A 24,597-nucleotide genomic window follows, 5' to 3' on the forward strand; every position below is an offset into this window, starting at 1 on the left:
CAACCACCGGGTCCCTGAGCCGCCACCGCCGGGTCCCTGAGCCTGTCGAAGGGCGCACCTCGACAAGTACGGCGCCCCCCCCCGGCTCCGCTCAGCGCGGATGCCGCTTGGAACGCCGGATGTACCCGGGCAGCAGCACGCGGCCGGAGACGCCCGTGCGGCGGGCGAGGATCTCACCCAGCGTGACACCGGCGGCGAGCGCGAGGCCGGTGAGCCCCGCCTGCAGCAGCTGCTCGACCCCTTCGGAACCCTGCTCACCGTTCACGAGCGCGAGCATGCCGCGGTAGATCGCGAGGCCGGGCAGCAACGGGACGATCCCGCAGATGGTGAGGATGATCGCCGGGATCCGCAGCCGCGGGCCGAGCGCCTCCGCGGCGAAGCCGATGATGAGCGCGGCGAGCGCACTGGCCGCTGCTGGCGCGACGCCGCTGCCGGAGACGAACACGAAGACGGAGAATGCGACGGCGCCGGTGATCCCGGCGAAGAACGCCGCGCGGACGGCCGCCTGCGAGGCCATCGCCCACGCGGCCGAGGCCACCGCCGCGCCGACGATCTGTACAGCGACGGGCCAGGGGCTGACGGGGAGGTCGAACAGTACGAGGGAGATGCCGAGGCGCCGGGCGAGGTCGAGGACGCCACCGATGCCGACCACGATCCCGATGGTCAGGAGCATCACCTCGACGAGCCGCCCGCTCGCGGTGACCGGGAACCCGTTGATCGCGTCGTCTGCCGCCCCGACGAGCGACGCGCCGGCGAGGAGGACGACGATGCCCGACGCGACGATGAGGGCGGGTGGCAGGGCCGAGAGGTCGTCAGGTACGTAGGGACTGAGGATCGAGATGAGGACGGCGACGGTCGTGGCGATGGCCGCCCCGGTGAGTTGGAGGAAGAAGACCGGCAGCTTCCAGACGTTCAAGGCGCGGAACGCACTGTCGATGAGCGCGGTGGTGGCGGCGGCGAGCAGCATCGAGACCACGCCGCCCCCGAGGAGGACGGCGACGGCCGCTGCCATCGTGGACAGCAGCACGGTGACGAAGCCTCGCCGGTACGTGCGGCGTGCCGTGAGGATGCGGTCGAGGTCGCGGTGGGCGGCGCCCAGGCGGGCGTGCAGTTCGTCGCGGACGTCGGCCTCCTCGTCGGGGGCGACGTCGGTGACCGTCATGATCGGTTCGGATCGGTTGGTGATGCCCTCGGCGACCACGACGACCTTGGCGAGCCGGTCGAAGTCGGCGGAGGGTGAGCGCACCACGCGGAGCACGGTGACGCCCGGCGACAGCTCGGACCCGTCGTGCGCGATGAGGATCGAGGTGAAGGTGAGGTCCACCTGGCACTCGAGGTCGAACGCCCGGCAGACCCGGCGGATGGCGTCGGTGACCTCGGCCGCTGCAGCTCCGAGGGCCAGCATCGACTCGCCGATCCGGCCGGCCAACTCGAGCACTTCGCGCACGGGCCGTTCCGCATTGAGGCGGACGACCGTCTGCTCGTCGACGCCGTCCGGCGCCGCTCCTCGGACTCCCCCGGCCAGCTGACTCAGCAGCGAACGCATACCCACTCGCTCATCGTACGAGTCACGGGTGACGGCGCTGTCGCTCTGGCGTTCAGCGGTCGTCTGTGCGAGGGCGTCGGACACCTCGGTCGATCTGACCATCTCGAATGTCAGTGGTCCGCGATGGACTGGATCCATGACCGAGAACGACGCGATCCAGGGGCCTGAGGCACCCGGGGCGGCGGGGGTGCCAGCGCACCACGAGCACCCGAGCGACGTCTTCGCCGACCGGATCGCCTCGTTCACCGACCGCTTCGTCGACCTCGCCCGCCGCCGCTCGGCACTCGACGCGGAGGAGGCCCGGCTGCTCGCCGAGGCCTTCTCCTACGCCGATGCGACCGCGTCCGCCCTGGTCTCCCCGAGCACCACCTCGACCGACGCCCGCGACCTCGCGAGGCGGTCGATGTGCGCGTCGCTCGCGATCGCCACGAGGATGTCGGAGCCGACGCTCCAAGCGCGGGTCGGCGACGCCGAAGCGCTCGTCCACGACGCACCCACCGTGCTCGAAGCGCTGACGCAGGGTTCCATCAGTGGCGGTCACGCCCGAGCCATCACCGACCAGCTGCGCGACGTCCCGGCGGAGGGCCGCGCGGTGTTCCTGGAGCAGGTGCTGCCCGTCGCCACCCGATCCACGGCCGCTCGCCTCCGGCAGCGCGCGAGGGTCGTGCGCGAGCGGCTGCATCCCGAATCGTTCACCGCCCGGCGCGCACGCTCGATCGCCGACCGCCGGGTCGAGCTCGAGGCTGCGGCCGACGGCATGGCGTGGGTGCACCTGTTCACCACGGCGCCGCTCGCCCACGCGATCAGGAACCGCCTCGACGCCGTCGCGGTCCCGGCGCGGATCGCCGGCGACACCCGCACGCTCGCGCAGCTGCGTGCCGACGCCCTCGCCTCGCTCGCCGTCGCTGGCACGGTGCACGACGACGTCGGCCCCATCCCCGTCGACCCGGAGACGACCGGGACGTTCACGTGGCTCCCCGGTTCCGCGCCGCTCGACGCCGCCGCCAGGATCGCGGAGGAGGCGGTCGCCGCCGGGGCCACCCCCTTGCTCGCCGAGCCGGTCGGCATCGAGGCCCGCATCCGGGCCACCGTGCAGATGACTGTCCCGGCGCTGTCCGCACTCGGCGTCACCGACGAACCGGGCGAGCTCGACGGCTACGGCCCGATCGACCCCGACACCGCCGCCCGACTCGCCGTCACGGCTCCGTCGATGACGCGCATCCTCACCAACCCCGAGACGGGAGCCGTGCTCTCCGTCGGGCGCGGCCAGTACCGGGTCCCGGCAGACCTCGCCCGCGCCGTCCGCCTGCGAGACACCACGTGTCGTGCACCGGGCTGCGGGCGCGCCGCCCGGAGCTGCGACCTCGACCACTCGGTCGCCTGGCAGGACGGCGGCACGACAGCTGTCGACAACCTCGCCTGTCTGTGCCGACATCATCACCGGCTCAAACACCTGCCGGGGTGGAACCTCGAGCACCATCCAGGTGGCGTCCTCACTTGGACGACACCCGATGGCCGTCGGCACGAGACCAGACCGGAGTTCGCCGAGACGGGATAGGCACGGGCCTCCGTCGTCCACCCGCGGCGAGCGACCGCGCCACCCGCGTCTACCATGGGTACCCGTGACTGATCGCCGACTCCCGCTCCTCGCGCAGCTGCGCCGGCGCATGCCGCTCGTCCGCCTCGGTACGGATCAGGCGGCGTCGGGTGGGTCACTCCGCCGCTCGCTCGGGGTGTGGCAGCTCACGATGATCAGCGTCGGTGCCACCCTCGGCACGGGCATCTTCGTCGTGCTCGGCACCGCCGTCCCGCTCGCCGGCCCGGCCGTGTGGATCGCGTTCGCGGTCGCCGGGCTCGCGGCCCTGCTGTCGGCACTGTCCTACGCCGAGATGGCCGGCTCGGTGCCCGTCTCCGGGTCCAGCTACTCCTATGCCTACGCGACGATGGGCGAGGGTGTCGCCTGGGTCTGCGGGTGGTGTCTCGTACTCGAGTACGGGGTCTCCGTCGCGGCCGTCGCCGTCGGTGCCGGCCAGTACGTGAACGAGGCGCTCGCGGTGTTCGGCCTCGGCCTCCCGCCCGCACTCGCGAACCCGATCGGCGTCGCCGACGGCCTGATCAACCTGCCGGCCGCGGCCCTCGTGCTGCTGGCCATGCTGCTGCTCGTCCGTGGCGCGAAGGACAGCGCGTGGGCGAACACGGTCATGGTGTTCGTGAAGCTCGCCGTCCTGCTCGTGTTCGTCGTCATCGCGTTCTCGGCGTTCTCGCTCGGCAACTTCGAACCGCTCGCACCCATGGGGGTCGCCGGGATCGCCGCAGCGTCCAGCCGCCTGTTCTTCTCCTACATCGGCTTCGACGCGGCATCGACCGCGGGCGACGAGGCGACGAACCCACGCCGCGACCTGCCGCGCGCGATCATCCTGTCGATGGTCATCGTCACCGCCGTCTACATCCTCGTCGCCATCGCCGCGATCGGCGCCCGCCCGTGGACCGAGTTCGCCGACGACGAGTCCGCGTTCGTCGGGATCCTCACCGAGATCACCGGGCAACCGATCGTCGCGCTCTTCTTCTCGATCGGCGCCGTCATCGCGATCGCGAGCGTCGTCCTCACCGTCTACTACGGCCAGACGCGCATCCTGTACCGCATGGCGCAGGACGGCATGGTGCCTCGGGTGTTCTCGCGGGTCGGTCGCCGCAGCGGTACGCCCGTCGCCGGAACGGTCATCGTCGGAGCGGTCGTCGCCGTGGTCGCCGCGCTCATCCCCCTCGGTGAACTCGCGGACGCCACCAGCATCGGCACCCTGTTCGCGTTCGCGCTCGTGAACCTGTCGGTCATCCTGCTCCGCCGTCTGCGGCCGGACCTCGACCGCAGCTACTCGGTCCCCCTGTTCCCGTTCGTGCCGGCACTCGGCATCGTCATGTGCCTGGGGCTCATGGTGTCGCTCGGCGGCACGACCTGGCTCGTCTTCCTCGTGTGGATGCTCGCCGGGGCGGCCCTGTACCTCGCGTACGGCCGCCGGCACTCCACGGTCGGTGCCCTGAGCGACGCGGAGTACGCCGAGGCGCTCGCGGCGGAGGACACCGCCCGGAAGTAGCGCACGCAGCCCAGATGACGCCCTGTTACGGGGAACCCGGATTGCCAGGCTGCGTCCGGGACGGGTGATGCAGGATCGTCCTCATGACTCGTCAGATCCGCTTCAACGCCTTCGACATGAACTGCGTCGCCCACCAGGCCTCGGGCATGTGGCGTCACCCCGACGACCGGTCGAGCACCTACAAGGACCTCTCCTACTGGACCGATCTCGCCCAGTTGTTGGAGCGCGGGAACTTCGACGGCATCTTCATCGCCGACGTCCTCGGCACCTACGACGTGTACGGCGACAGCAACGAGGCCGCGATCCGCAACGGCGCGCAGGTGCCGGTGAACGACCCGATCCTGCTCGTCTCGGCGATGGCCGCGGTGACGAAGCACCTCGGCTTCGGGGTCACGGCGGGCACCGCCTACGAGCACCCGTACCCGTTCGCGCGACGCATGTCGACGCTCGACCACCTGACCAAGGGTCGTGTGGGCTGGAACGTCGTCACCGGGTACCTGCCGAGCGCGGCACGCAACATGGGGCACGACGATCAGCTCGAGCACGACGAGCGGTACGACGTCGCCGACGAGTACCTCGAGGTCCTCTACAAACTGTGGGAGGGCTCGTGGGAGGACGACGCCGTCGTGCGCGACCGCGAGACTGGCGTGTTCACCGACCCGACGAAGGTGCACGAGATCGGCCACTTCGGCAAGCACTACACGGTGCCGGGCATCCACCTGTCGGAGCCGTCCACGCAGCGCACGCCCGTGATCTACCAGGCGGGGGCGTCTCCGCGAGGTATCCAGTTCGCGGCGGGCAACGCGGAGGCGATCTTCGTCGGTGCGTCGACGAAGGCGGGTCTGAAGGCGACGGTCGGTCGGATCCGCGACGCCCTGGAGGCTGCCGGTCGCGACCGGTACTCCGCGAAGATCTACACCCTCCTCACGATCATCACCGACGAGACGAGCGAGAAGGCCCAGGCGAAGCACGAGGACTACCTCCAGTACGCGTCGCAGGAGGGTGCGCTCGTGTTCATGTCGGGGTGGATGGGCATCGACCTGTCGCAGTACGACCCGGAGGAGCCGATCGGCAACGTCGAGAGCAACGCCATCCAGTCGGCGGTCGCCAACTACCAGGCGGCCAACGAGGAGGGTGGCGAGTTCAAGGTGAAGGACATCGCGCGCATGGGGGCGATCGGTGGTCTCGGGCCGCGGATCGTCGGGAGTGCGTCGGAGATCGCCGACACCTTGCAGGAGTGGGTGGAGGAGACCGACGTCGACGGCTTCAACCTCGCGTACGCGATCACGCCGGGCACCTTCGAGGACATCGTCGAGTTCGTGATCCCCGAGCTGCGACGTCGTGGCGCCTACCCGGAGGAGTACGTCGAGGGCAGCCTGCGGCACAAGCTCCACGGTCGTGGGGACCGCCTCCCCGAGGAGCACACCGGGGCCCGCTACCGCTACGCGAAGTAGGTTCTGCTCCCTCGGTCCCTGAGCCTGTGGAAGGGCTCCGGGCCCTGAGCCTGTCGAAGGGCACACGCAACCAACCCCACAGATCCCGCAAGCCAACCACCCTGGTCCCTGAGCCTGTCGAAGGGCAGCACGGACACACCCCGCCCTTCGACAAGCTCAGGGATCGAGGATCTCCCGATCAGCGCGCGTCGAGCCAGTCCCGCACCGCGGCGTCGAACGCGTCGGGGTCGACGTTCCATTCCAACCCGTGTGGTGCAGCGGCGACTTCGACGAGCTCGAGCGACGGCGAACCGGGAACGACCGCCCGCGTGAGTTCCACGGGGATTGTCGTGTCGCCGGGCGAGTGGATCGCGAGCGTCGGCAGTCCCGGGATGAGCCCGGCGGACAGCTCGCGGACCGGAACCGCGCCGCGCACGCCGGCAGCCCTGGCGAGGAGCGGCGACCCGAGCAGCCCGAGCGCCGACCACACGAGGATCCGCGGCACCCCGGCGACCGTGGCGGCGTGCCGCACCGTCTCCCGGAGGCTGAGCATCGGTGAGATGAGGATCGCGCCCTGCACCACCTCGGGGCGGAGTCGGGCTGCGGCCAGGCTCAGGGCGGCGCCGTAGGACCATCCGCAGACGATGACCCGCCGAGCGCCGAGTGCCACGGCGTCGTCGATGGCGGCGACGACACGGTCGACGTCCGCGGCATTGGCCCCGGAGCGGCGCTCGGTGAACGCGGACCCGAGGTTGGTGACGAGCGACGGGACGCCCGTGCGTTGCACGGCTTGCACGGAGCGGAGGGTGGCGAGCGGTGACGCCCCGAGTCCGTGGGTGTGCACGACCCAAGTGCCGTCGTGCGGTGCGCTGTCGCTGTCGCTGTCGCTATCGAGATCGTTGCCGGTGTCAGCGTCGCCCTGGCTGTCTGAGTCGCCATGGCTATCGGTCTCACCGTCGAACCGCCAGGCGCCGGACGGGGTGGTCGCCAGGTGTGCCTCGTCGACTCCGAGGTCGGCGGGCGTCACGGCCGCGCCGGTGAACCGTGTCCGCGTGGCTCCGGCGGGAACCCGGCCGGCGATCACGCTGCGCATCACGGAACCGTCCGTGGTTTCGCGGCCGATCACCGGGCCGACGATGACCCGGGAGCCGTCGTCGAATTCGAGCCCGTAGCGACCTGGCAGGCCGGTGGCCGCGTTCCGGTCGAGGCGAACGGTGATCGGAGACGAGCTCGGCAGCACCTCGCTGTGATGCACCCGTCCTGCGGCGATGACGCGGCGGGCGACCATGGCGCTCGCCACCCCGAATCCCGTGACGACCGCGGTCGTGAGGCCGGTCAGGACGATACCCGCAGTGCGTTGCACGTCGCCTCCTCAGTCCCGTCCCACTCGGGGAACGGTGAACCAGCCTAGCTTCGTGCGTCGTCGCGGTCTGTGACCCGGCCGAGCATCGCCAGGGCCACCGGCACCCAGCGCCGGTCCCTGAGCTTGTCGAAGGGCACACGAACAGGCCCCACCCTCCGACAAGCTCAGGGCTGAACGGGGGCCCGCCGGTTCATGTACGATTACTCAGGACGCTCCGGCGCCACGCGGATGTAGTTCAATGGTAGAACTTCAGCTTCCCAAGCTGATAGCGCGGGTTCGATTCCCGTCATCCGCTCCATCTCCTGGTGAAAATGAACTTGCGGTTCATTGCCTGACGCCACACTGCTAGACCCACTTGAGGCGGCACACCGCTCTACACGTCGTGATGAAGCGTGGCCAGCGCATTCGAGAGCGCCCGAAGCGCGCTCCCTCCAGCGACCTCGGCTCCAGAGCTCGACTCGACGGCCGGCACGATGTTGACGAACACGAAACCGGCCGCGTTTCTCACTGCGACGCGGACCGCTTCCGTACCGGCGGCACCGACGGACTCGATCTCCGCGGACCGGAACGAGGCGATGACTCCAGGACCATTCGACGTCACACCCCAGAACGACAACGTGTCGGCCGAAATGACGAATGCAACCGTGATCATGGACCGCCGCAGCCGACGCGCTCCGTCTGCGTCGAGGACACGCAACGCGGTCGCGAGTTCGTCGCCACCAATCACGAGTTGCGCGTGGTCGCCGGATTGTCGACGGGTTCTCAAGAACTCGCGCAAGAGCGCCGCCCGTCTCCGATAGCCGCGCATGACGAAGAAGCGGAGAAGAACGAATACGGCCCCAATCCCGAGCAGGAGCGCGACCCAAGCGACGATCGAGTCGACGGAGGCGCCCGCGAACGTCACCGCGAGGGACACCACGATCGCCAGGCCGCTCGCGACCACGACAGCCACGGTCACGATGCGGAAGAAGCGCGCGGTGAACAGCACCGGCTTCGCCTCATGCTTCCGGTCGCCGGCTACTCGACCATCGAGGACGCGACCCGCTCGCGCGGCTGCGACGCGTTCGCGCCACAGCTTCCGCGTCAACGCGGCTTCGCCTGGCAGACGGATGATCGCCCCGGTCCGGGGATCGCGTTGCGGTACATCTGGATGCACGACGGACAGCGTCGTGTAACCCGCGCTCAGCTCCTCGGCTTCGCGACGCTTGAACGGAATCGGGGCAAAGTACCCGATGAACATGAGAACGAGGACTGCCATGGCTCCACCCATGAAGCCGTTGAAGCACAGCCAGAGTCCGGCTGTGACCTCGACGAACGTGGAGAACGCTATTCCAAGCGCGACGTTCCGCAGAGTTCTGGCGGACCAGCCCGCTACGCGGACGCCGCCCCATTCATCAGTCATCCGCGATCGCCAGTCCCCACTTTTTGCCCGGTCGAATGCAGTGTACGAGGCGCCGGATTAAGCCATGAACCGATATCTCGCAAACCGCCGTGTTCGAGTTGCTGGGTTGTGTGGGTCGTGAGTCTGGAAGACGACTTTCGCAATTCCGAACGACCAGAAGGCTGTGGCGCAGCCGAGGTCGCTGGAGGCCCGCGGTTCTCTGCAGCATCCGTCCTGAATCACCCGCCCGCAATCTAGGATCGACAGTCATGGACCTGAACCGCTCACTGCTCGTGTACGACGGCGACTGCGCCTTCTGCACCACCTGGGTGGAGCGACTGAAGAACGTGTTGGCCGTCTTCCCGGAGGCACAGCCGTGGCAGTGGCTCGACCTGGACGAGGTCGGCCTCACGAACAGCGATGTCACGACCGCGGCCTGGTTCCTGTCGGGCGAACGACGGCACCGCGGACACGCCGCCTTCGCCGCCCTGTTGCGCATGCAGCCCGCGTTCGGCTGGCGGTTCCTCGGCAACCTGCTGGTGACACCGCCGTTCTCGTGGGCCGCGCGAGTCGGATACTTCCTCGTCGCCCGCTACCGGCATCGCCTCCCCGGCGGCACGCCCGCCTGCGCACTGCCCCGGCCGACGAGCTAATTGCTCCAGAGCTAGACGCCCGCGCAGCGCTCGCACGGTGTCGGTCAGCCCGCTCGCCGCCACTGGTGCCCGCCCCCCCTGGACGCCGACGACTCAGCCGACCACCACGAACGACAGCACCAACGTCCAGACGCTCAACACGGCGAGGATGCCGACGCTGTAGGCGATGGAAGCACGCAGGATCTCACTCTCCCGACCTGACAAGCCGACCGCACCTGCGGCGATGGCGATCGACTGCGGGGAGATGACCTTGGCTGCGGCACCTCCCGCGGTGTTCGCCGCCACCAGGAGCGTCGCGTCGACGCCGATGCGTCCGGCTGTCGTCGCCTGGAGCTGGGCGAACAAGGTGTTGTTGTTGACGACGGAACCGGTGAGGAACACGCCGACCCACCCGATGACGGGTGCCAGCAGGGGGAAGAGCGCCCCCGCCCCGGCGAGGGCGGTGCCGATGCTGGCCGAACCGCCCGACAGGTTCGCGATCTGTGCAAGGACGAGGATCGCGGCGATGAGGATCAACGCCCGCCAGAGATCCGCAAGGGTGGAGCGGAGTTCCGCCCAGACGACCGCCGCGGTCAGCGACCGTGTGGTCAGGGCGGTGACGATCACCGCGAGGAGGATCGCCGTACCGGTGGCTCCGAGCGGGGACCAGCTCCACACGGTCTGGACCACCGTCCCTCCAGCGGTCGTGATCCGTCCCGTCACGCCTGCGACAGGGACGTCGACCACCGACCACGCCAACCCGCCGCCGGGTGCGAACAGGGCCTTGAACGCCGGTGTGCTCCACACGAACACGAGCACCGTCAGGACGTAGAACGGGCTCCACGCCGCAAGGACCTCCCGAGGCGTGTGACGATCCATCTCGACGACCGCGGCGCCGTCCTCACGGAACACCCGCCGCGGCGACCAGACGAACCGCAGTGCGGCGAGGGTGAGCATGCCGAGGAGCCCCGGCAGGATCGCAGCGAGTTCCGGGCCCAAGAAGAGCAGGACGGCGGCCTGGCTGCCACTGAAGACCACGCTGACGGCGAGGGTCGCAGGCCAGGTCTCGCGGAGACCGCGGAACCCGTCCAGGATCACGACCAGGAGGAACGGGATCAAGAACGTCACCGGCTGCAGGATGAAGGCGAGATCGCGGGAGAGGTCCATGACGTCGACGCCGCCGACCTGAGCACCCACGATGACGGGGATTCCCACAGCCCCGTACGCGCCGGCCGCGAAGTTCGCGACGAGGCTGACCATCGCCGCTCGGACCGGCCGGAATCCCAGCTGGACGAGCATGGCCGCGCAGATCGCGATGGGGACCCCGAAGCCGGCGACGCCCTCGAGGAACGCTCCGAAACAGAGACTGATGAGGAGCACCTGGATGCGCTGGTCCGGCGAAATCAACGCGATCGACGAGCGGATGACCGAGAACTTCCCGCTTGCGACCGCCATCCGGTACAACCAGACCGACATGACGATGATGTACGCGATCGGCCAGACGGCGTTCAGCACGCCGAGGAGTCCGGCACCCGCGGCCGAGGGGGCGGGCATGCCGAACACACCGATGGCGACGACGAGCTCGGCGGCGAGCGCGACGGCTGCCGCCTGGAGCCCCGTCAGTTTGAAGACGACGAGGCAGAGCAGGAAGATCACGATGGGGACGGCGGCGACGAGGGCGGACAGCCAGGGCGCGCCGAGCGGGTCGAGGCCTTGGAGCCAGGTGTCCTGAGGTGACATGGTCGTCACCGTGCCAGTCCGGCGATGACGGACGACAACGCATCCGCGGACCGTCCGAGCAGCGTGAGCTCCGAGTCGGAGAAGGGGGTGTTCCTCACGGGTTCGGCGCCGGTGGCACCCACGATCGACGGCACCGACAGCGCGACACCGTTGATCCCGTGGAAGTCGGTCAAGACGGTGCTCACCGGCAGGACCGCTCGTTCGTCCTGCAGGACGGCCTCGACGATCCGCGCACTGGACAGACCGATCGCGTAGTTGGTGGCACCCTTGCCCTTGATCACCCGGTACGCGGCGTCGCGCACGTCGATGGCGATGCGGTCCAGTTCCTCCACCGTCATCCTCGGGCACGTGTCGGTCTGCCATTCGAGGATCGGCACCGGCCCGATCATCGCTTCCGACCAGAGCGGGAACTCGGTGTCGCCGTGTTCTCCGACGATGTTGGCGTGCACGCTGCTCGTGGACACGCCTGCGCGCTGCGCGAGCTTCCACCTCAGTCGGGACGTGTCGAGCACGGTGCCCGAGGAGAAGATCCGATGGTGCGGGAGGCCGGACGCCTCGGCGGCGATGACGGTGAGCACATCGCACGGATTGGTGACGAGCATGAACACCGCGTCGGGCGCGACCTCGAGCAGGCCGGGCATCATGCCCTCGATGATCCCCGCGTTCACGTCGGCGAGTTCGGTGCGCGACTGCCCGGGATGTTGCTTGGCTCCGGCGGTGATGACCACGACGTGCGAACCCTCCGCCACGGCGAGGTCCGAGCCGCCGGTGATCTCGCTCGCGCCGACGAACTGGGTGCCGTGGGCCAGGTCCAGCACCTCGGCTTCGACCTTGTCCGTCGCGATGTCGTAGAGGGCGACGTGCCGTGCGGATCCTCGGATCAAGGCAGCGTAGGCGACACTTGCGCCGACGCTTCCGGCGCCGACGACGGTCAGTTTGCTGTTCTCTCTGGTGGCCATGTTCATTCCTGTCGTTGCGCTGGTGGAGGGACGGACGTCAGGGCAGGACCATGACGGGGACGTTCGCGTTGATGAGCACCTCGTGGAGGGTGCCGCCGACTCCGGCGGTGGCGACGCGACGAGAGCGACCCATGACGAGGAGTGCGCGATCCCGTGCGAGGTTGAGCATCGCCTCCGCGGGTCGCCGGTTGGCCAGGTGGCGGCTGATCTCGAGTCCGGGCGCCACTGCCCGGGCAGCCTCGAAGGCCTCGCGCAGGACCGCCTCGCCCAGCTGTCGTCGCTCGGACGTGGCGTCGACGGCGATGGCATGGACGAGGCCGAGGGCACACTGCCGAGCCACGGCCTCCTCCGCACCGACGCGGGCCAGCCGCGAGGACTCCGGCGTCCCGTCGATCGCCACGAGGACGCCGGCTCGGAATCGGAGATCCGCCGCGGGGACGACCGTGAGCGGGCCGGACACGAGGGCGGCGAGCTGGACACTGCGAGCGCCGAAGAGTCGACCGTGAGCGTATCCCGTCTTGTCCGACCCGATCACGACGAGGTCGTCGGGTCGGGCGGCGGCCGCCAACGATGCGGCGACCGGCCCGGCGATGAGCCGGGTCGTGACGGCGATCCCGGGGTGCTGCTCCGTCAGGAGCGCGACCGTCTCCGACAACAGCTGTGCACGGGCGTGGTCGCTGTCGCTCGCGCTCGTGCCGCTCATGGCTCCGGCGTCGTCGTCGACGACCCCCACCAGGTGCACGTCACGGTGGTTCCGGGCTGCCCAGGTGACGGCCCAGTCGAGTGCTGTGACCCCTGCCGAGGATCCGTCGAACCCGACGACGCATCGACCGCGTCCTTCGCTCGGCGGTCCGCTCACCGTCATCCGTGCCCGCTGCGGCAGCGTCGTCGTCTTGTCCACAGTCGTTCTCCCCTCGTTCTGACGGTCCTGGTAGATTCAACTCTTCAGCGACGCGAGCGCCTGCCATAGGGCCGGAAGTCCCATCGGATCGAACCCTTCCCAAGGAGCCCTGTGCGCACGGACCCACCCATCGGCTTTCCGGAGCTGCCGAGGTCGGAACTCGAGAAGGCCATCGACGAGCTGGTCCAGAAGGCGCAGAGCGTGCTCCACACGCAGGGGCGGCTCCGTGACCTCCTCTCGGCCACGCGAGCGATCACCGAGGACCTCGACGTGGAGGTCGTGCTGCGGCGCATCACGCAAGCAGCCGTCGATCTCGCCGGCGCGCGGTTCGGTGCGCTCGGGGTCATCGGGCCGGATGGAACGCTCGAACAGTTCATCCACGTCGGCATCGACACCGAAGCGGCACGGTCGATCGGTCATCTCCCCCGCGGGCTCGGTGTCCTGGGTGCGCTCATCGACGACCCGAGCCCGGTGCGTCTCGACCACCTCGCCGACCACGACCGGTTCGTTGGCTTCCCCGACGGGCACCCACCGATGGAGAGTTTTCTGGGCGTGCCCATCCAGGTCCGAGGACAGGTGTTCGGCAATCTCTACCTCACCGAGCGGACGGACGGTCCGTTCAGCGCCGAGGACGAGGAGCTCCTGCAGGCTTTGGCCGGTGCTGCGGGCGTCGCGATCGACAACGCGCGGCTGTTCGGCGAATCGCAACGCCGGCAACGCTGGGCGCTCGCTTCGGCCGAAGTGTCCTCCGCACTCCTCGATCAGGACGGCGCGGACCCGCTCGGCTTGATCGCAGCCTCCGTGATCCGTCTGACCGGGGCCGCCGTGGTGGCGCTGGTCGCCCGCACCGACTCCGACGCGTTCGCCACCGACATGGCCTGGGGTGACGACGCGGAGGCGTACCTCGGTCGCGTCTTCAGCGCCGCGTCGACACCGGCAGCCCAGGTCATCGCTTCGGGGAACCCCGCCCTGTCCCTCGGCCTTCCCCGTCCCGGGTCCCCAGACCAGAGCGACTTCACCGGCAGCGCCATGATCGTCCCCCTGGCCCGGCCAGGTGGTGCCGACTCCGTCCTCCTCGTGGCCCGTCCCACCGGTTCTGCTCAGTTCGTCGAGCTGGACCTCGACATGATCACGGACTTCGCCGCACAGGCGAGTGTCGCCTTGGAGCTCCGAAGCGCCCGTGAGGCGCGGGAACGCGTCGCGCTCCTGGAGGATCGGGAGCGGATCGCCCGCGACCTGCACGACAACGTCATCCAACGGTTGTTCGGGGCCGGCCTGGCGCTCAACGGCTTGGACCTGCACGCCCTCCCTCCGTCGGCGCGCGCTCGCGTGGACGGGATCTCCGACCTGCTCGACGAGGCGATCGCCGAGATACGGACCTCCGTGTTCGCCCTCCGAGCGACCCATCGACCGGAAGCCGACGCGCGTCACCGCCTCCTCGATGTCGTCGGTGAAGCGGCCGGTTCCTTCCCGACGTCGCCACGGATCATCTTCGAGGGAGAGGTGGACCTCCTCGTGGCGGGCGTGCTGCTCGACGACGTCGAGGCGGTCGTCCGCGAGGGGTTGTCGAACGCCGCTCGTCACGCTCAGGCGACCTCGGTCACCGTCTCGATCACGATCGAACCGACTGCGGCATCACCGGCGAGCTCGTCCGCCGTCGTGGTGCGCGTCACCGACGACGGGCTCGGGCTCGGCGGCGACGGTCCCCGTGCGGCGAGCGGTATCGCCAATCTGGCCGCGAGGGCGGCCTCGCACGGCGGATCGAGCGAGCTGACCCCCGGTGCCGAACACGGCGCCGTCTTGACCTGGCGTGCGCCGCTCCCTGAACCTTCGAAGGACTCCTCCCGATGATCCGTGTCTTCCTCCTCGACGACCACGAACTGGTCCGACGGGGCATCACCGACGTCATCGAACGCGAACCGGACCTGACGGTGGTCGGCGAAGCCGGCACGGTCCACGACGCGATCTCCCGGGTCGATGCGACGACCCCCGACGTGGTGGTGCTCGATGTGCGACTTCCGGATGGATCAGGGGTGGACGCCTGCCGCGACATCCGCTCGGCTCATCCGGACCTCCCCTGCATCATGCTCACCGCGTTCGACGACGACGACGCCCAGCAAGCCGCGGTGCTCGCGGGAGCGCAGGGATGGCTCTTGAAGGACATCCGCGGCGCCGGTCTCGTGAGCGCCATCCGTCAGGTGAGCGCGGGCGCCCAGCTCATGGACGCGGAACTCGTCCTTCGTGCGCGCAGACGACTGCTCGATCACCCCGCGACCGACGAGGCGCGTCTCACCCTGCGCGAGAGCCAGGTGCTGTCGCGCATCACCGAAGGCATGACGAACCGGCAGATCGGGGTGGACCTCGGTCTCGCCGAGAAGACGGTGAAGAACTACGTGTCGGGGCTGCTCGGCAAGATCGGTGTGGAGCGGCGGACCCAGGCTGCGGTGTACGGGCTCACCCACACCAACCGTCCGAGGCCCTGAGGTCCTCAGCATCGAAGGGTGACCGCGGTCAGGGAGCTGAACGGCGGCCGGTCTCCGGTGGAGGACCGTCTGGCGCGGCGACCTCGTCGAGCGTGCCGTCGCGGTGTCGGTCGAGCGTGCCCTTGCGTGCGAGCCGCTCGCGGGTGGCGTGGCACAGCTGCTGCCATCGTGCGGTGTCCACCGTTCGTACCGTCATGCGTTCCTCGATCTGTCGTCGTGTCTGCTCAGGCAACCTCGCCCGAACCTGCCGCGGTAGGGCCGTTCGACCCTCCGTCCCGTCGAACAGCATCCGGAAACCCATGGGACTTTCGGCCCTCACCTCGCGAAGGACGAGCGACGACGATGGTCTTCGAAGGCGCCGCTCCTCCCCCGTCCGCGCAGAACGAACAGAAAGCACACACCATGAGCACCACGACCACCGACAGCGCTGCAGCCACCACGCTCACGTCCCGCACTCGCCTGCTCGCCCGGTGGGCTGGAATCCTCGCCATCGTCGCCGGGATCGTCATGATCGTCGCGGGCGGCGTGGTGTGGGGCGTCGTCAGCTCACAGCTCGCCGACCAGCACATCACGGTGAGCGAGGACGCATCGTTCCTCGCCAACGCGCCGGTGACGGGCCCGTTCAGCGCGTTGGCGCAGGCTGACGCGATCAACATGCACGCCACCGCGATGGCAGACGGCAAGACCTACGCTCAGCTCGAGAAGGACGACCCGATCCGAGCGACCGTGATGGACGCGTCGTTCCTCCGCGCTTCGCTCTTCACCTCGGTCGTGTCGTTCGGCGTCGCCGTCTTCGCCATCGGAGTCGGCATCATCCTCGCCCTCCTGGGTTGGGCCACGACGGCGCTCAGCCGGGCCGTCCAGGTGGCCGCACCGCAGACGGACCTCTGAGGCCTGTCGCCTCGTCGCACGTGGCGGATTCAGTCGTGGCGGAGCGCGGCACCCTCGACGGGTGTCGCGTTCCGCTGTCCTGTTCCGATGCCCGGGCGGATCCGACCGGGGCGCTGTAGGCGGCCTGGTCCCGCGGAGTGCCGGCACGCGCCCGGTAGCTTGGACATCATGGTTGAGATCTCCGACTTCGTCACACACGGCCCTGTCCCGGAAGAGCTCATCGAGGAATATCGGGGCCGAGTCCCGGACGAACTCGTCGAGGTGTGGGAACGCTACGGGTACGGGACCTTCGGCCACGGCTTCCTGCGCGTCATCGATCCGAAACGCTACGAGGACCAGGTCGGCGACTGCATCGGCAAGACGCAGGGTGACGGCATCGCCATCCCGATCATGGTCACTGGTCTCGGTGACCTCATCACCTGGGAGCCGAGCATGGGCGTCGTCGGCATCCTCTTCCGAGAAGGCCGGACGGTGGGACTGAACTCCTCCGTCGACAACTTCCTCTTCATGGTCGATCTCGACGGACCCGACGAACTGTCCGACACCCTGCACTGGGACATCTTCCCCGAGGCGGTCGCGGCGCACGGCGACCTGCCCTACGAGGAGTCGTTCGTCTTCGAGCCATTGCTCTCGCTGGGCGGCACGGCCACGGTCGAGAACCTGCACAAGCGCGAGACCATCGCCGCGATCCAGGTCGCCGTCGACCTCCAGGGCGTCATCGGCCACTGACCGCCGTGCGGCCGTGTCGGCAGGCCTACGGCGCCCACTCGGCATCGAGCCACGTCACCGTGGGGAGTTCTGCACCACCCGCCGGCGTCGGTACTCGACGATGGAGACGACGAAGAACACGACAGCCGCGACGACCATGAGCACGAGGGAGATCGGACCCCACCACGCGGGCAACTGCCGGGCGAAGAGGATCCCTGCGATGCCGGCGATGAGCGAGGCGGCCAAGACGTAGCGACTCCATGCGACCATGATTCGAGCCTAACCGCACCGCACGAGGCACTGTTCTCCGTGTTCCACCACGCGCTGGACAGACCCGCAGCCTGCGCCGACCTCGCCGGGTCAGGGTCGCACTCGACCGCGGCGAAGCCAGGCTGGGCTCGGGTCACGTCGGCTCCACGACGGCTGCCAGCGCGGCTACGTCCCGAGCAACCGCCCCGTCCAGTCGGCCAGAGCCGCCGTGGCGGTCCTGGAGATGGTGGCGTCCGGCATCATGCTCGTGAAACCGTGGAACGCACCCGGCCACACGTGCAGTTCCGCGTCACCACCCGCAGCCCAGAGCGCACTGGCGTAGGCGACCGTCTCATCGCGGAACACCTCAGCGCTGCCGCAGTCGAGGTACGTGCGCGGGAGCCCGGTGAGGTCGGTCGCCCGAGCCGGCGCGGCGAAGATGGAGACGTCGTCACCAGCACGCCGGGATCCGAGGTACGCATCCCAACCGAACCGGGTCAGCTGTCGATCCGCGACCCCCACACCGTCGATCTGCTGCGTCGACACCGTGGCGTCACGGTCGTCGAGCATCGGCGACACCAGGATCTGCGCCAGGAGCGCCGGCCCGTTGCGGTCCCGGGCGAGGAGGGCGGTGCCCGCGGCGAGTCCGCCGCCCGCACTCTGCCCGGCGATCACGATGCGCTCAGGATCGATGCCGAGTTCGTCAGCGTGCGCCGCGACCCACACGAGTCCGGCGTAGCAGTCCTCCACGGGGTACGGGTCCGGATGTTCCGGGGCGAGACGGTAGTCGACGCTCACGAGCACCACGTCGTGGTCGTTCAGGAGCCAGTCGTCGTAGGAGTCGAGGTTCCCGAGGTGGTGGCCGAACATCATCCCACCCCCGTGGATCGTGTAGACCGCGGCCGTCGCTCCCGTGCGACCGATCCGCTGAATGACCGCGAGCGTGATCGGATCCCCGAGGTGGCCGGGAACGGTGAGCGTGCGCCGCTCGTATCCCCGCGAGCGCAACCGCTCGTCGAGGGCCTCCTCGGTCAGCTCGAGGGCACGCATGTGCGGCAGCATCTCCGCCGTCAGGGTGAACGGGCCGCGCGCCTCGAGGGCGGTGAGGAAGGTGGCCAGTTCGGGATCGAACGGAGGTCGGGGCGAGAGGTCAGACATGGGAGGGCTCCTGGATGGTGGGTTCGGACGGGGTGCGACGTGAACGGTGGATGCCGACGGCGACGAGGGCCGCGGCGAGGCAGGTGATGGTGAGTCCGGCGATGAGGATCGCATCCTCGAACGACGCGAGCCGACCGGAGGTGGACGTCATCGTCGTGATGCGGCCGCCGACGAGCGCGGCGAGGATGGTGCCGGTCGCGGCGATCCCGACAGCCGTGGCCAACTCGCTGGCCGTGTCGACCAGGGCCGCACCGATGGACGTGCGGTCCGACGGGAGGCCGCGGAGGACGTTGTTGCCGGCGACTACCCCGACCACGCGCATCCCGGCGGCCACGAGCACCAACGCGACCAGCACCCAGGGGTACCCGAATCGGCCGAGGAGCGCGAACATGGCGAGCCCCGCGACCACCGCGGCAGCGCTCATCCAAGCGGCGCGATCGAGGCCTAACCGCTGCACGAACGGACCGACGAAGCGACCACTCGCCAGCAACACCACGACCTGCGGGAGCGTGCCGAGCGCGGCGAGGGCGGGCGGCCACCCCCACGCGAACTGCAGTTGCAGCGTCGTCAGGTAGGACAGCCCCGCCATCGCGAGTCCAGAGGCGGCCTTGTAGGCCAAACCGGACGCCACCAGAGGCTGGGCGACGAGCCGCAGATCAAGCACCGGGCGACGCGCGGTGCGCTCGCGGACCACGAACCCGACCGCGGCCGCCGTGGTCGCCACAGCGACGCCCCACGCCAGCGGAAGGTCGGCGCCTGCGACGAACAGGGTCGGCGTGAGGAGGGCGCCGACGATGGTCGCGGTGCCCAGGGAGGCGCCCACCACGTCGATGCGCTCATTGTGCAGATGGTCTCGCTGGTCGGCGGCGACTCCGGCGCGGATCCCGATGAGAGCGACGATCGCGATGGGCGCGTTGGCGACGATGAGCACCTGCCACGGTGCGACAGCGAGGACGAGCCCACCGATCGTGGGTCCGGCGGCGAGACCGACCAGTCCAGCGGTCGAGATGACCGTCAGGGCACGCACGCGCAGATCGTCCGCGTCGAACAAGCGGAACGCCAACGCCATGGAACCGGGGGTCGTCATCGCCGCGGCGACGCCCATCAGCGCACGCACCGCGATCAACTGTTCCACCGAGGTGACGAACACCGTCAGGACGCTCACGATCGTGAGCAGCACGAGGCCGATGAGCATGATCCGTCGCCGACCGAACCGATCGGCCACCGCACCGAACAGCAGCATCAATCCGCCGAAGGCGACCGAGTATGCCCCCGACACCCACTGCAGTGACGACGTGGAGGCAGTGAGCTCGCGCCCGATGGTCGGGAGTGCGACGTTCAGGACGGAGTTGTCGAGCATCTCGAACAGGAACACCGCCGAGAGACCGGCGAGCGCGACCCACGCGTCGCGGAGGCGAGCCGGTGGTGGTGGCTGGACCGCCGGGGAGGTTGAGGGTTCGAGCATGGACGCACTCCTTCGATGAAGAAGTGGCGACTCCCACGAGACGCTTGTGCGTTTCCGTCGGCCGAGGCGCGACGGGATTTTTCCCTCTGGGATGAGAGTAGCGCATCGTCGACCGGCCAGATCCCTCGTGCTCGCCTCGCGATGACATCATCGACCCATGACCACTCCCCCGATCACCCGCGAAACGCTGGCCACCGTGGACCTGGAGGGTGCGCCGTCCTTCGCCTCCGTCGAGGTGCGACGCATCACCATCCCGGCAGACGTCCACCCCGGTGCGCACTGGCACAACGGGCCCGTCTTCGGCGTGGTCGAATCCGGGTCCGTGTTCTTCCAAGTGGGAACCGGAGAGCAGACCGTCCTCCGCGCCGGCGACACGTTCCATGAACCGGCGAACGAGACGATCACCCGCTTCGACGCGACCGACGAGGGTGTCACCTTCCTCGCCTGGTTCCCGGTGCCGGCCGGCATCACGCCCGAGTTGACCATGGGCGAACCACCCGTCGGGAACTCCTCGTCCTGACGACGGAGGAAGACCACCGTCAATCGACGGGCGACACGCGGATCAGGTTGCCGTCGGGATCGGCGACGACGAACGTCCGACCGAAGACGTCGTCGTACGGAGGTTCGACGACCGTGACGCCCTTGGCGGTCCACGCCTCGAACAGCTCGTCGACGGCGGTCTCCGAGCCGGGGACCATGAGCCCGACCTCGGACGTGCGCGGCGTGCCAGGCACCGCGTGTTCGTTGCGTCCCGTCCAGAGCGCGAACAGGACACCCGGAGCCACCGGGAACGCCACGTACCGCGGGCTCGTGAAGACCGGTTCGATCTCGAAGAGCTCGCTGTAGAACGTCGTGGCGGCTCGGGTGTCCTGGACCTGGATCAGGAAGAGGTTCGGTGCAGACATGCGGATCTCCTATCGGTGTGTATCGAGGTGTTCCCAGCCAATCGACAAATCACGACAGTTCCTGTCAGGTTTCACCAGAACATTGATCCCATGAAGGCCTCCCGACTCCTGAGCCTCCTGCTCCTCCTCCAGACCCGGCAGCGCATGACCACCGTCGAGCTGGCCGAGCGGCTGGAGGTCTCCACGCGGACGATCCTCCGCGACATCGAAGCGCTCTCGACCGCGGGTGTGCCCGTGTACGCCGAGCGAGGCAGATACGGCGGCATCGTCCTCCTTCCGGGCGCGCGGCTGAACGCATCACATCTGGATCCCGCCGAGATGGACTCGCTGGCGGTCGCCGGGCTCGACGGCACGCAGCGCGAACAGTTGGGGATCGCGGCCGCTCACGACATGGCCCTGCGGAAGATCGCCGCCCGCCGCAGCGGGGACGAGGGCACGAACCTGGCCGAGCTCGTCATCGTCGAGAACTCGAGGTGGCTCGCCGCCGAGACCCGCGAACCGGACGTCGCGGATCTCGCGATGACCTTGCGCTCCCGCTCACGGCTGCGGCTCCACTACCGCCGAAGCGGTGCCGAACACGCCACCACCCGCGACGTCGACCCCTACGGGCTGGTGTCGAAGTCAGGCCGCTGGTACCTCGTCGCCGATGACGACCGGAAGCCGAAACTCTTCGCGCTCGATCGGCTCGAAGGGTACGAGGCACTCCCGGAACGTGCGGTGACACCCGACGGACACGACCTGCGCTCCGTCTGGACCCGACTCCGCGAGCGCACGGAAGCCCCAGGGCAGGTCGAGGTGACCATCCGGCTCCGAGCAAGTCGCCTCGACCTCGCCGCACGCATCCTGGGAAGTCGATTGCACCCAACCGGACCGGTCGACGACGACGGCTGGCAGACCCTGACGGTCACCTATCCGGAGGTCGAAGCCGTACGTCAGCTGCTGCAGTTCGGGGATCACATCGACGTCCTCGCCCCGGCAGCAGCACGGCGACGCATCACGGAACTCGCGGCAGACCTCGCCCGCCGGCACGACGACGGACCCGCTTCCAGCCCGGCACGAGCACACGAACCGACGCCGCAGTGAGATGCCGGCGCATGATCGCGTCCGAGTACCGAGAGAATCAGACATGCGCACACGACGGAACCTCCGGAACCTCTTGGTCACCCTGGGAGTCACCGCGCTCGCGGTCCCCCTCCTCGTGTCCTCCCCCGCGAACGCCGCCGCGGGACTGCCGATCGAGGGATACCTCATGACGGGGTCCGGCGCGCAACACCTCGCCCCGAGTGCCGCAGCCCTCTCGCTCGTCGGGATCGACGGCGTCAACCTGTCCTCCAACGGCGCGAAGGTCACGGCGACCCCGCGGGAAGCCGCGGCCATGGCCACCGAGGCGAAGCGGCACGGACTGAAGACCGAACTCCTCTTCGGCAACTTCGACGCGTCCGCGGGTGACTTCTCGCCCGCCATCGCCACCAAGCTCCTCAGCAGCACGGCGAACCGCAAGGCCGTCGTCGCGTCGCTCGTGTCCAGGGTCGAGCGGGGCGGGTTCGACGGCGTGCAGGTCGACCTCGAATCGCTCGACCGCACCCACACGGCCGGTCTCACGAGCTTCATGACGGAACTGCGCGCCGCACTCCCGGCCGCGTCGACCATCTCGATGGCCCTCATGGCGACCGACACCGCAGCCGGCTACGCGGACGAGGGCTACGAGCTGAGCGCACTGGACGCCTCCGTCGGGCGGTTCGTGCTCATGGCCTACGACCAGCACGGCCCCACCTGGACCAAGGCAGGCCCCATCGGCGGCACCCCCTGGGTGAAGAGCGTCCTCGCCGCGTTCATCGCGACCGGGGTCCCGGAAGCCAAGATCGACCTCGGCGTCGCCGAGTACGCCTACACCTGGCCGGGCGACGGCGCCGACGGCGTGCAGCTGACCGTCGCCCAAGCCCGAGCGAAGGCCGGGAAGCGTGCGACGTTCGACGCGAAGCAGCAGGAGTGGACCGCGAAGCTCGCCGACGGCACGGTCATCTGGTGGTCCGATGCCAAGACCCTCGGCCTGCGGAAGGCCCTCGCAACGCAGCAGGGGGTGCACGGTCTCGCCGTGTGGGAGCTGAGCCTCGGCGACCCGATCAGCTGACCCGTGGGCGGGCGGCGGCGGTCCGCGGGCGCCGAGCGCGATGACGGCGCCTGCCGAGAACGCTGCTCGCGCGCCAGCTCCGGCTGAGCCCACCCGCGTCATCACCGCTCGCGGAGACCAGGCTCACACCATGCGGCGCATCATCCGTTCGGCGATCCGCAGGCCGAACCGCTTCGGCAGGACGCGCGAGGACACCACGGCCAGGATGCTGTTCGCGGCACCGTCGACCACCGACGGTGCCGCCCCGCGCATCGCGCGCCACGCGGTGTCGACGACCTGCTCGGGCGTGCGCTTGTCGGTCGAGGGATTGGACCCCATGCCGGTGTCCGTGTCGCCTGGGGAGACCGCGAAGATCCGGAGCCCGAAGGGGCGGTTCTCCTCGGACAGGGCCTCGGAGAGGTTGATCACATAGGACTTCGTCGCGGAGTACGCAGCGAAGTGCGGCATCGGTTGATAGCCGGCCGCACTGCCGATGTTGATGATCGTGCCCGTGCCCTGGGCCCGCATGCGGATGACCGCCGCACGATTCAGGAGCGTGAGCGCCGTGACGTTCAGCGCCACCAGGTCGCGAAGGTCGCGCTCCGCAGTGTCCGAGAGATCCCCCTCGGGCGCGATTCCGGCTGAGTTGACGAGGTGGTCGACGCGCACGAGCCCGTCGCGGAGCTCGGTGACCAGCGCATCGACGTCAGCAGCGCGGGTCAGGTCGGCGACGTGCACCCGCGCGACGATCTGATGGGCCGAGGCGAGCTCGTCCGCCAGCGCCCGCAACGCCTCGCCGGAGCGGGCGACGAGGACGAGGTCGAACCCTTCGGCTGCATACCTGCGCGCGAATTGCGCGCCGATGCCGGAACTGGCCCCGGTGATGACGGCCACGGGGCGAGAGGAGTGAGGCACGATGGGCCTTTCAGTCGGAATGCGGATAACTTATCCGGACGGATACTCTATCCGCTGACACGCGTGATCCGGGTACGCTGTGACGATGGGTACCCCTCGGCGAGACGTTGCTCGGACGCGGCTGCACATCCTCGAGGCGGCTCGCTCCCTGGTCGCCGCAGGGGAGACGCCCGCTCTCAACACGGTCGCCCACGCGGCCGACGTCGGTGTCGGGACGGTCTATCGCCACTTCGCGACGGTCGCCGAACTCGAAGAGGCTCTGGTCTGGGACCGGTTCGACGCCCTTGCGACGATCCTCCGCCAGGCCGGCCCGGAGCACCTCGACCAGGCGCTCTCCGCGCATTTCCGCCTCCTCGTCGAAGACTCCCTGTTCGAGAAGGTCGTCTCGCGGCAGGAGGCGGCACTGGAACGGACGACGGAGTTGCAGACGGCGTTGATCCAGGACCTCGGGACGCTGATGCAGCGTGCCGCCGCGCTGGGTCACCTGCGACCGGACGTCGGCCCGACCCAGGTGCTGCTGCTCCTGTGCGGCATCGCCCACGCCGCTCGCACGGCCAGCATGGCGAGCGACGACCCCGACAGTTCGCTGATGCTGCAGGTCGTGCTCGAGGGCCTCCGCCCCGACCAGGCCGGGACAGGGCACCCGGTCGCCTGACCGCCGGCGGA

At 69.3% G+C, this 24,597-nt stretch carries 24 protein-coding genes and 1 tRNA gene; 13 read left to right on the forward strand and 12 right to left on the reverse strand.

The window, feature by feature from the left end; translation table 11 throughout:
* Positions 1–91: 91 nt before the first annotated feature.
* Entirely contained in the window at positions 92–1,648 is a 1,557-nt protein-coding gene (locus ASF68_RS08730; protein ID WP_056009350.1) for a threonine/serine exporter ThrE family protein, read from the reverse strand.
* Between the two features lie 34 nt (positions 1,649–1,682).
* On the opposite strand from ASF68_RS08730, the gene ASF68_RS08735 reads away from it, so the two are divergent.
* The 3 genes from ASF68_RS08735 (at position 1,683) to ASF68_RS08745 (ending at position 6,092) form a co-directional block, all read left to right on the forward strand.
* A complete protein-coding gene (locus tag ASF68_RS08735; RefSeq protein WP_056009352.1) occupies positions 1,683–3,104 on the forward strand; it encodes an HNH endonuclease signature motif containing protein in 1,422 nt (473 codons plus the stop codon).
* A gap of 109 nt (positions 3,105–3,213) precedes the next feature.
* Positions 3,214–4,638, forward strand: a complete 1,425-nt coding sequence (locus tag ASF68_RS08740; protein ID WP_235526818.1) for an APC family permease — start codon at positions 3,214–3,216, stop codon at positions 4,636–4,638.
* Between the two features lie 83 nt (positions 4,639–4,721).
* Positions 4,722–6,092 (forward strand): LLM class flavin-dependent oxidoreductase, encoded by a 1,371-nt coding sequence (locus ASF68_RS08745; RefSeq protein ID WP_056009355.1) that lies wholly within the window; start codon positions 4,722–4,724, stop codon positions 6,090–6,092.
* Positions 6,093–6,270: 178 nt separating this feature from the next.
* On the opposite strand, the gene ASF68_RS08750 is transcribed toward ASF68_RS08745, so the two are convergent.
* Positions 6,271–7,434 (reverse strand): S9 family peptidase, encoded by a 1,164-nt coding sequence (locus ASF68_RS08750; RefSeq protein ID WP_056009357.1) that lies wholly within the window; start codon positions 7,432–7,434, stop codon positions 6,271–6,273.
* A gap of 224 nt (positions 7,435–7,658) precedes the next feature.
* On the opposite strand from ASF68_RS08750, the gene ASF68_RS08755 reads away from it, so the two are divergent.
* A tRNA-Gly gene (locus ASF68_RS08755) sits at positions 7,659–7,732 on the forward strand.
* Positions 7,733–7,807: 75 nt separating this feature from the next.
* Here the strand turns inward: ASF68_RS08755 and ASF68_RS08760 are convergent.
* A complete protein-coding gene (locus ASF68_RS08760) occupies positions 7,808–8,836 on the reverse strand; it encodes a hypothetical protein (RefSeq protein WP_157580269.1) in 1,029 nt (342 codons plus the stop codon).
* A 248-nt stretch (positions 8,837–9,084) separates the two neighbouring features.
* On the opposite strand from ASF68_RS08760, the gene ASF68_RS08765 reads away from it, so the two are divergent.
* Positions 9,085–9,468: a thiol-disulfide oxidoreductase DCC family protein gene (locus ASF68_RS08765; RefSeq protein WP_056009361.1), complete on the forward strand. Its 384-nt coding sequence runs from the start codon at positions 9,085–9,087 to the stop codon at positions 9,466–9,468.
* 93 nt (positions 9,469–9,561) lie between these two features.
* On the opposite strand, the gene ASF68_RS08770 is transcribed toward ASF68_RS08765, so the two are convergent.
* Genes ASF68_RS08770 through ASF68_RS08780 form a run of 3 tightly spaced genes read right to left on the reverse strand, consistent with a single transcriptional unit; the run spans position 9,562 to position 13,047 of the window.
* Positions 9,562–11,187: an L-lactate permease gene (locus tag ASF68_RS08770; protein ID WP_056011648.1), complete on the reverse strand. Its 1,626-nt coding sequence runs from the start codon at positions 11,185–11,187 to the stop codon at positions 9,562–9,564.
* 5 nt (positions 11,188–11,192) lie between these two features.
* The gene (locus ASF68_RS08775; protein ID WP_056011651.1) at positions 11,193–12,146 is read right to left on the reverse strand and encodes an L-lactate dehydrogenase; all 954 of its coding nucleotides are present in this window, start codon (positions 12,144–12,146) and stop codon (positions 11,193–11,195) included.
* A gap of 37 nt (positions 12,147–12,183) precedes the next feature.
* On the reverse strand, positions 12,184–13,047 hold the full coding sequence (locus ASF68_RS08780) for a universal stress protein (RefSeq protein WP_056009363.1): 864 nt from the start codon (positions 13,045–13,047) through the stop codon (positions 12,184–12,186).
* A gap of 111 nt (positions 13,048–13,158) precedes the next feature.
* On the opposite strand from ASF68_RS08780, the gene ASF68_RS08785 reads away from it, so the two are divergent.
* Both ASF68_RS08785 and ASF68_RS08790 read left to right on the forward strand, forming a co-directional pair.
* The gene (locus tag ASF68_RS08785) at positions 13,159–14,898 is read left to right on the forward strand and encodes a GAF domain-containing protein (RefSeq protein ID WP_056009365.1); all 1,740 of its coding nucleotides are present in this window, start codon (positions 13,159–13,161) and stop codon (positions 14,896–14,898) included.
* On the forward strand, positions 14,895–15,530 hold the full coding sequence (locus ASF68_RS08790; protein WP_056009367.1) for a response regulator transcription factor: 636 nt from the start codon (positions 14,895–14,897) through the stop codon (positions 15,528–15,530). The genes ASF68_RS08785 and ASF68_RS08790 overlap by 4 nt, the downstream gene beginning before the upstream one ends.
* A gap of 28 nt (positions 15,531–15,558) precedes the next feature.
* On the opposite strand, the gene ASF68_RS18720 is transcribed toward ASF68_RS08790, so the two are convergent.
* Positions 15,559–15,726, reverse strand: coding sequence for a hypothetical protein (locus ASF68_RS18720; protein WP_157580271.1), 168 nt, complete (start codon positions 15,724–15,726; stop codon positions 15,559–15,561).
* Positions 15,727–15,932: 206 nt separating this feature from the next.
* Between ASF68_RS18720 and ASF68_RS08795 the strand changes: the two genes are divergently transcribed.
* A complete protein-coding gene (locus ASF68_RS08795) occupies positions 15,933–16,421 on the forward strand; it encodes a hypothetical protein (protein WP_056011654.1) in 489 nt (162 codons plus the stop codon).
* A gap of 168 nt (positions 16,422–16,589) precedes the next feature.
* Positions 16,590–17,150, forward strand: coding sequence for a GAD-like domain-containing protein (locus ASF68_RS08800; RefSeq protein WP_056009369.1), 561 nt, complete (start codon positions 16,590–16,592; stop codon positions 17,148–17,150).
* 54 nt (positions 17,151–17,204) lie between these two features.
* Here ASF68_RS08800 and ASF68_RS08805 read toward each other — a convergent pair whose 3' ends face one another.
* From ASF68_RS08805 to ASF68_RS08815, 3 genes are all read right to left on the reverse strand, one after another.
* Positions 17,205–17,399, reverse strand: coding sequence for a hypothetical protein (locus ASF68_RS08805; RefSeq protein WP_056009371.1), 195 nt, complete (start codon positions 17,397–17,399; stop codon positions 17,205–17,207).
* A 165-nt stretch (positions 17,400–17,564) separates the two neighbouring features.
* Entirely contained in the window at positions 17,565–18,536 is a 972-nt protein-coding gene (locus ASF68_RS08810; RefSeq protein WP_056009373.1) for an alpha/beta hydrolase, read from the reverse strand.
* Positions 18,529–20,001, reverse strand: coding sequence for an MFS transporter (locus ASF68_RS08815; RefSeq protein ID WP_056009375.1), 1,473 nt, complete (start codon positions 19,999–20,001; stop codon positions 18,529–18,531). The genes ASF68_RS08810 and ASF68_RS08815 overlap by 8 nt, the downstream gene beginning before the upstream one ends.
* A gap of 157 nt (positions 20,002–20,158) precedes the next feature.
* Here ASF68_RS08815 and ASF68_RS08820 point away from each other — a divergent pair, with 157 nt between their 5' ends.
* Positions 20,159–20,521 (forward strand): cupin domain-containing protein, encoded by a 363-nt coding sequence (locus ASF68_RS08820; protein WP_056009376.1) that lies wholly within the window; start codon positions 20,159–20,161, stop codon positions 20,519–20,521.
* Positions 20,522–20,540: 19 nt separating this feature from the next.
* Here ASF68_RS08820 and ASF68_RS08825 read toward each other — a convergent pair whose 3' ends face one another.
* The gene (locus tag ASF68_RS08825) at positions 20,541–20,906 is read right to left on the reverse strand and encodes a VOC family protein (protein WP_056009378.1); all 366 of its coding nucleotides are present in this window, start codon (positions 20,904–20,906) and stop codon (positions 20,541–20,543) included.
* A 90-nt stretch (positions 20,907–20,996) separates the two neighbouring features.
* Here ASF68_RS08825 and ASF68_RS08830 point away from each other — a divergent pair, with 90 nt between their 5' ends.
* Together ASF68_RS08830 and ASF68_RS08835 are read left to right on the forward strand one after the other, a co-directional pair.
* On the forward strand, positions 20,997–21,989 hold the full coding sequence (locus tag ASF68_RS08830) for a YafY family protein (RefSeq protein WP_056009380.1): 993 nt from the start codon (positions 20,997–20,999) through the stop codon (positions 21,987–21,989).
* 43 nt (positions 21,990–22,032) lie between these two features.
* Positions 22,033–23,037, forward strand: a complete 1,005-nt coding sequence (locus tag ASF68_RS08835; RefSeq protein WP_056009382.1) for a glycosyl hydrolase family 18 protein — start codon at positions 22,033–22,035, stop codon at positions 23,035–23,037.
* A gap of 123 nt (positions 23,038–23,160) precedes the next feature.
* Here the strand turns inward: ASF68_RS08835 and ASF68_RS08840 are convergent, their stop codons facing one another.
* Complete coding sequence (locus ASF68_RS08840; protein WP_056009384.1) at positions 23,161–23,910, reverse strand: SDR family oxidoreductase; 750 nt, start codon at positions 23,908–23,910, stop codon at positions 23,161–23,163.
* Positions 23,911–24,016: 106 nt separating this feature from the next.
* Here ASF68_RS08840 and ASF68_RS08845 point away from each other — a divergent pair, with 106 nt between their 5' ends.
* A complete protein-coding gene (locus ASF68_RS08845) occupies positions 24,017–24,586 on the forward strand; it encodes a TetR/AcrR family transcriptional regulator (RefSeq protein ID WP_056009386.1) in 570 nt (189 codons plus the stop codon).
* Positions 24,587–24,597: the final 11 nt, after the last annotated feature.

This window comes from Plantibacter sp. Leaf314, assembly GCF_001423185.1.
In the GTDB taxonomy this organism is placed as follows: domain Bacteria; phylum Actinomycetota; class Actinomycetes; order Actinomycetales; family Microbacteriaceae; genus Plantibacter.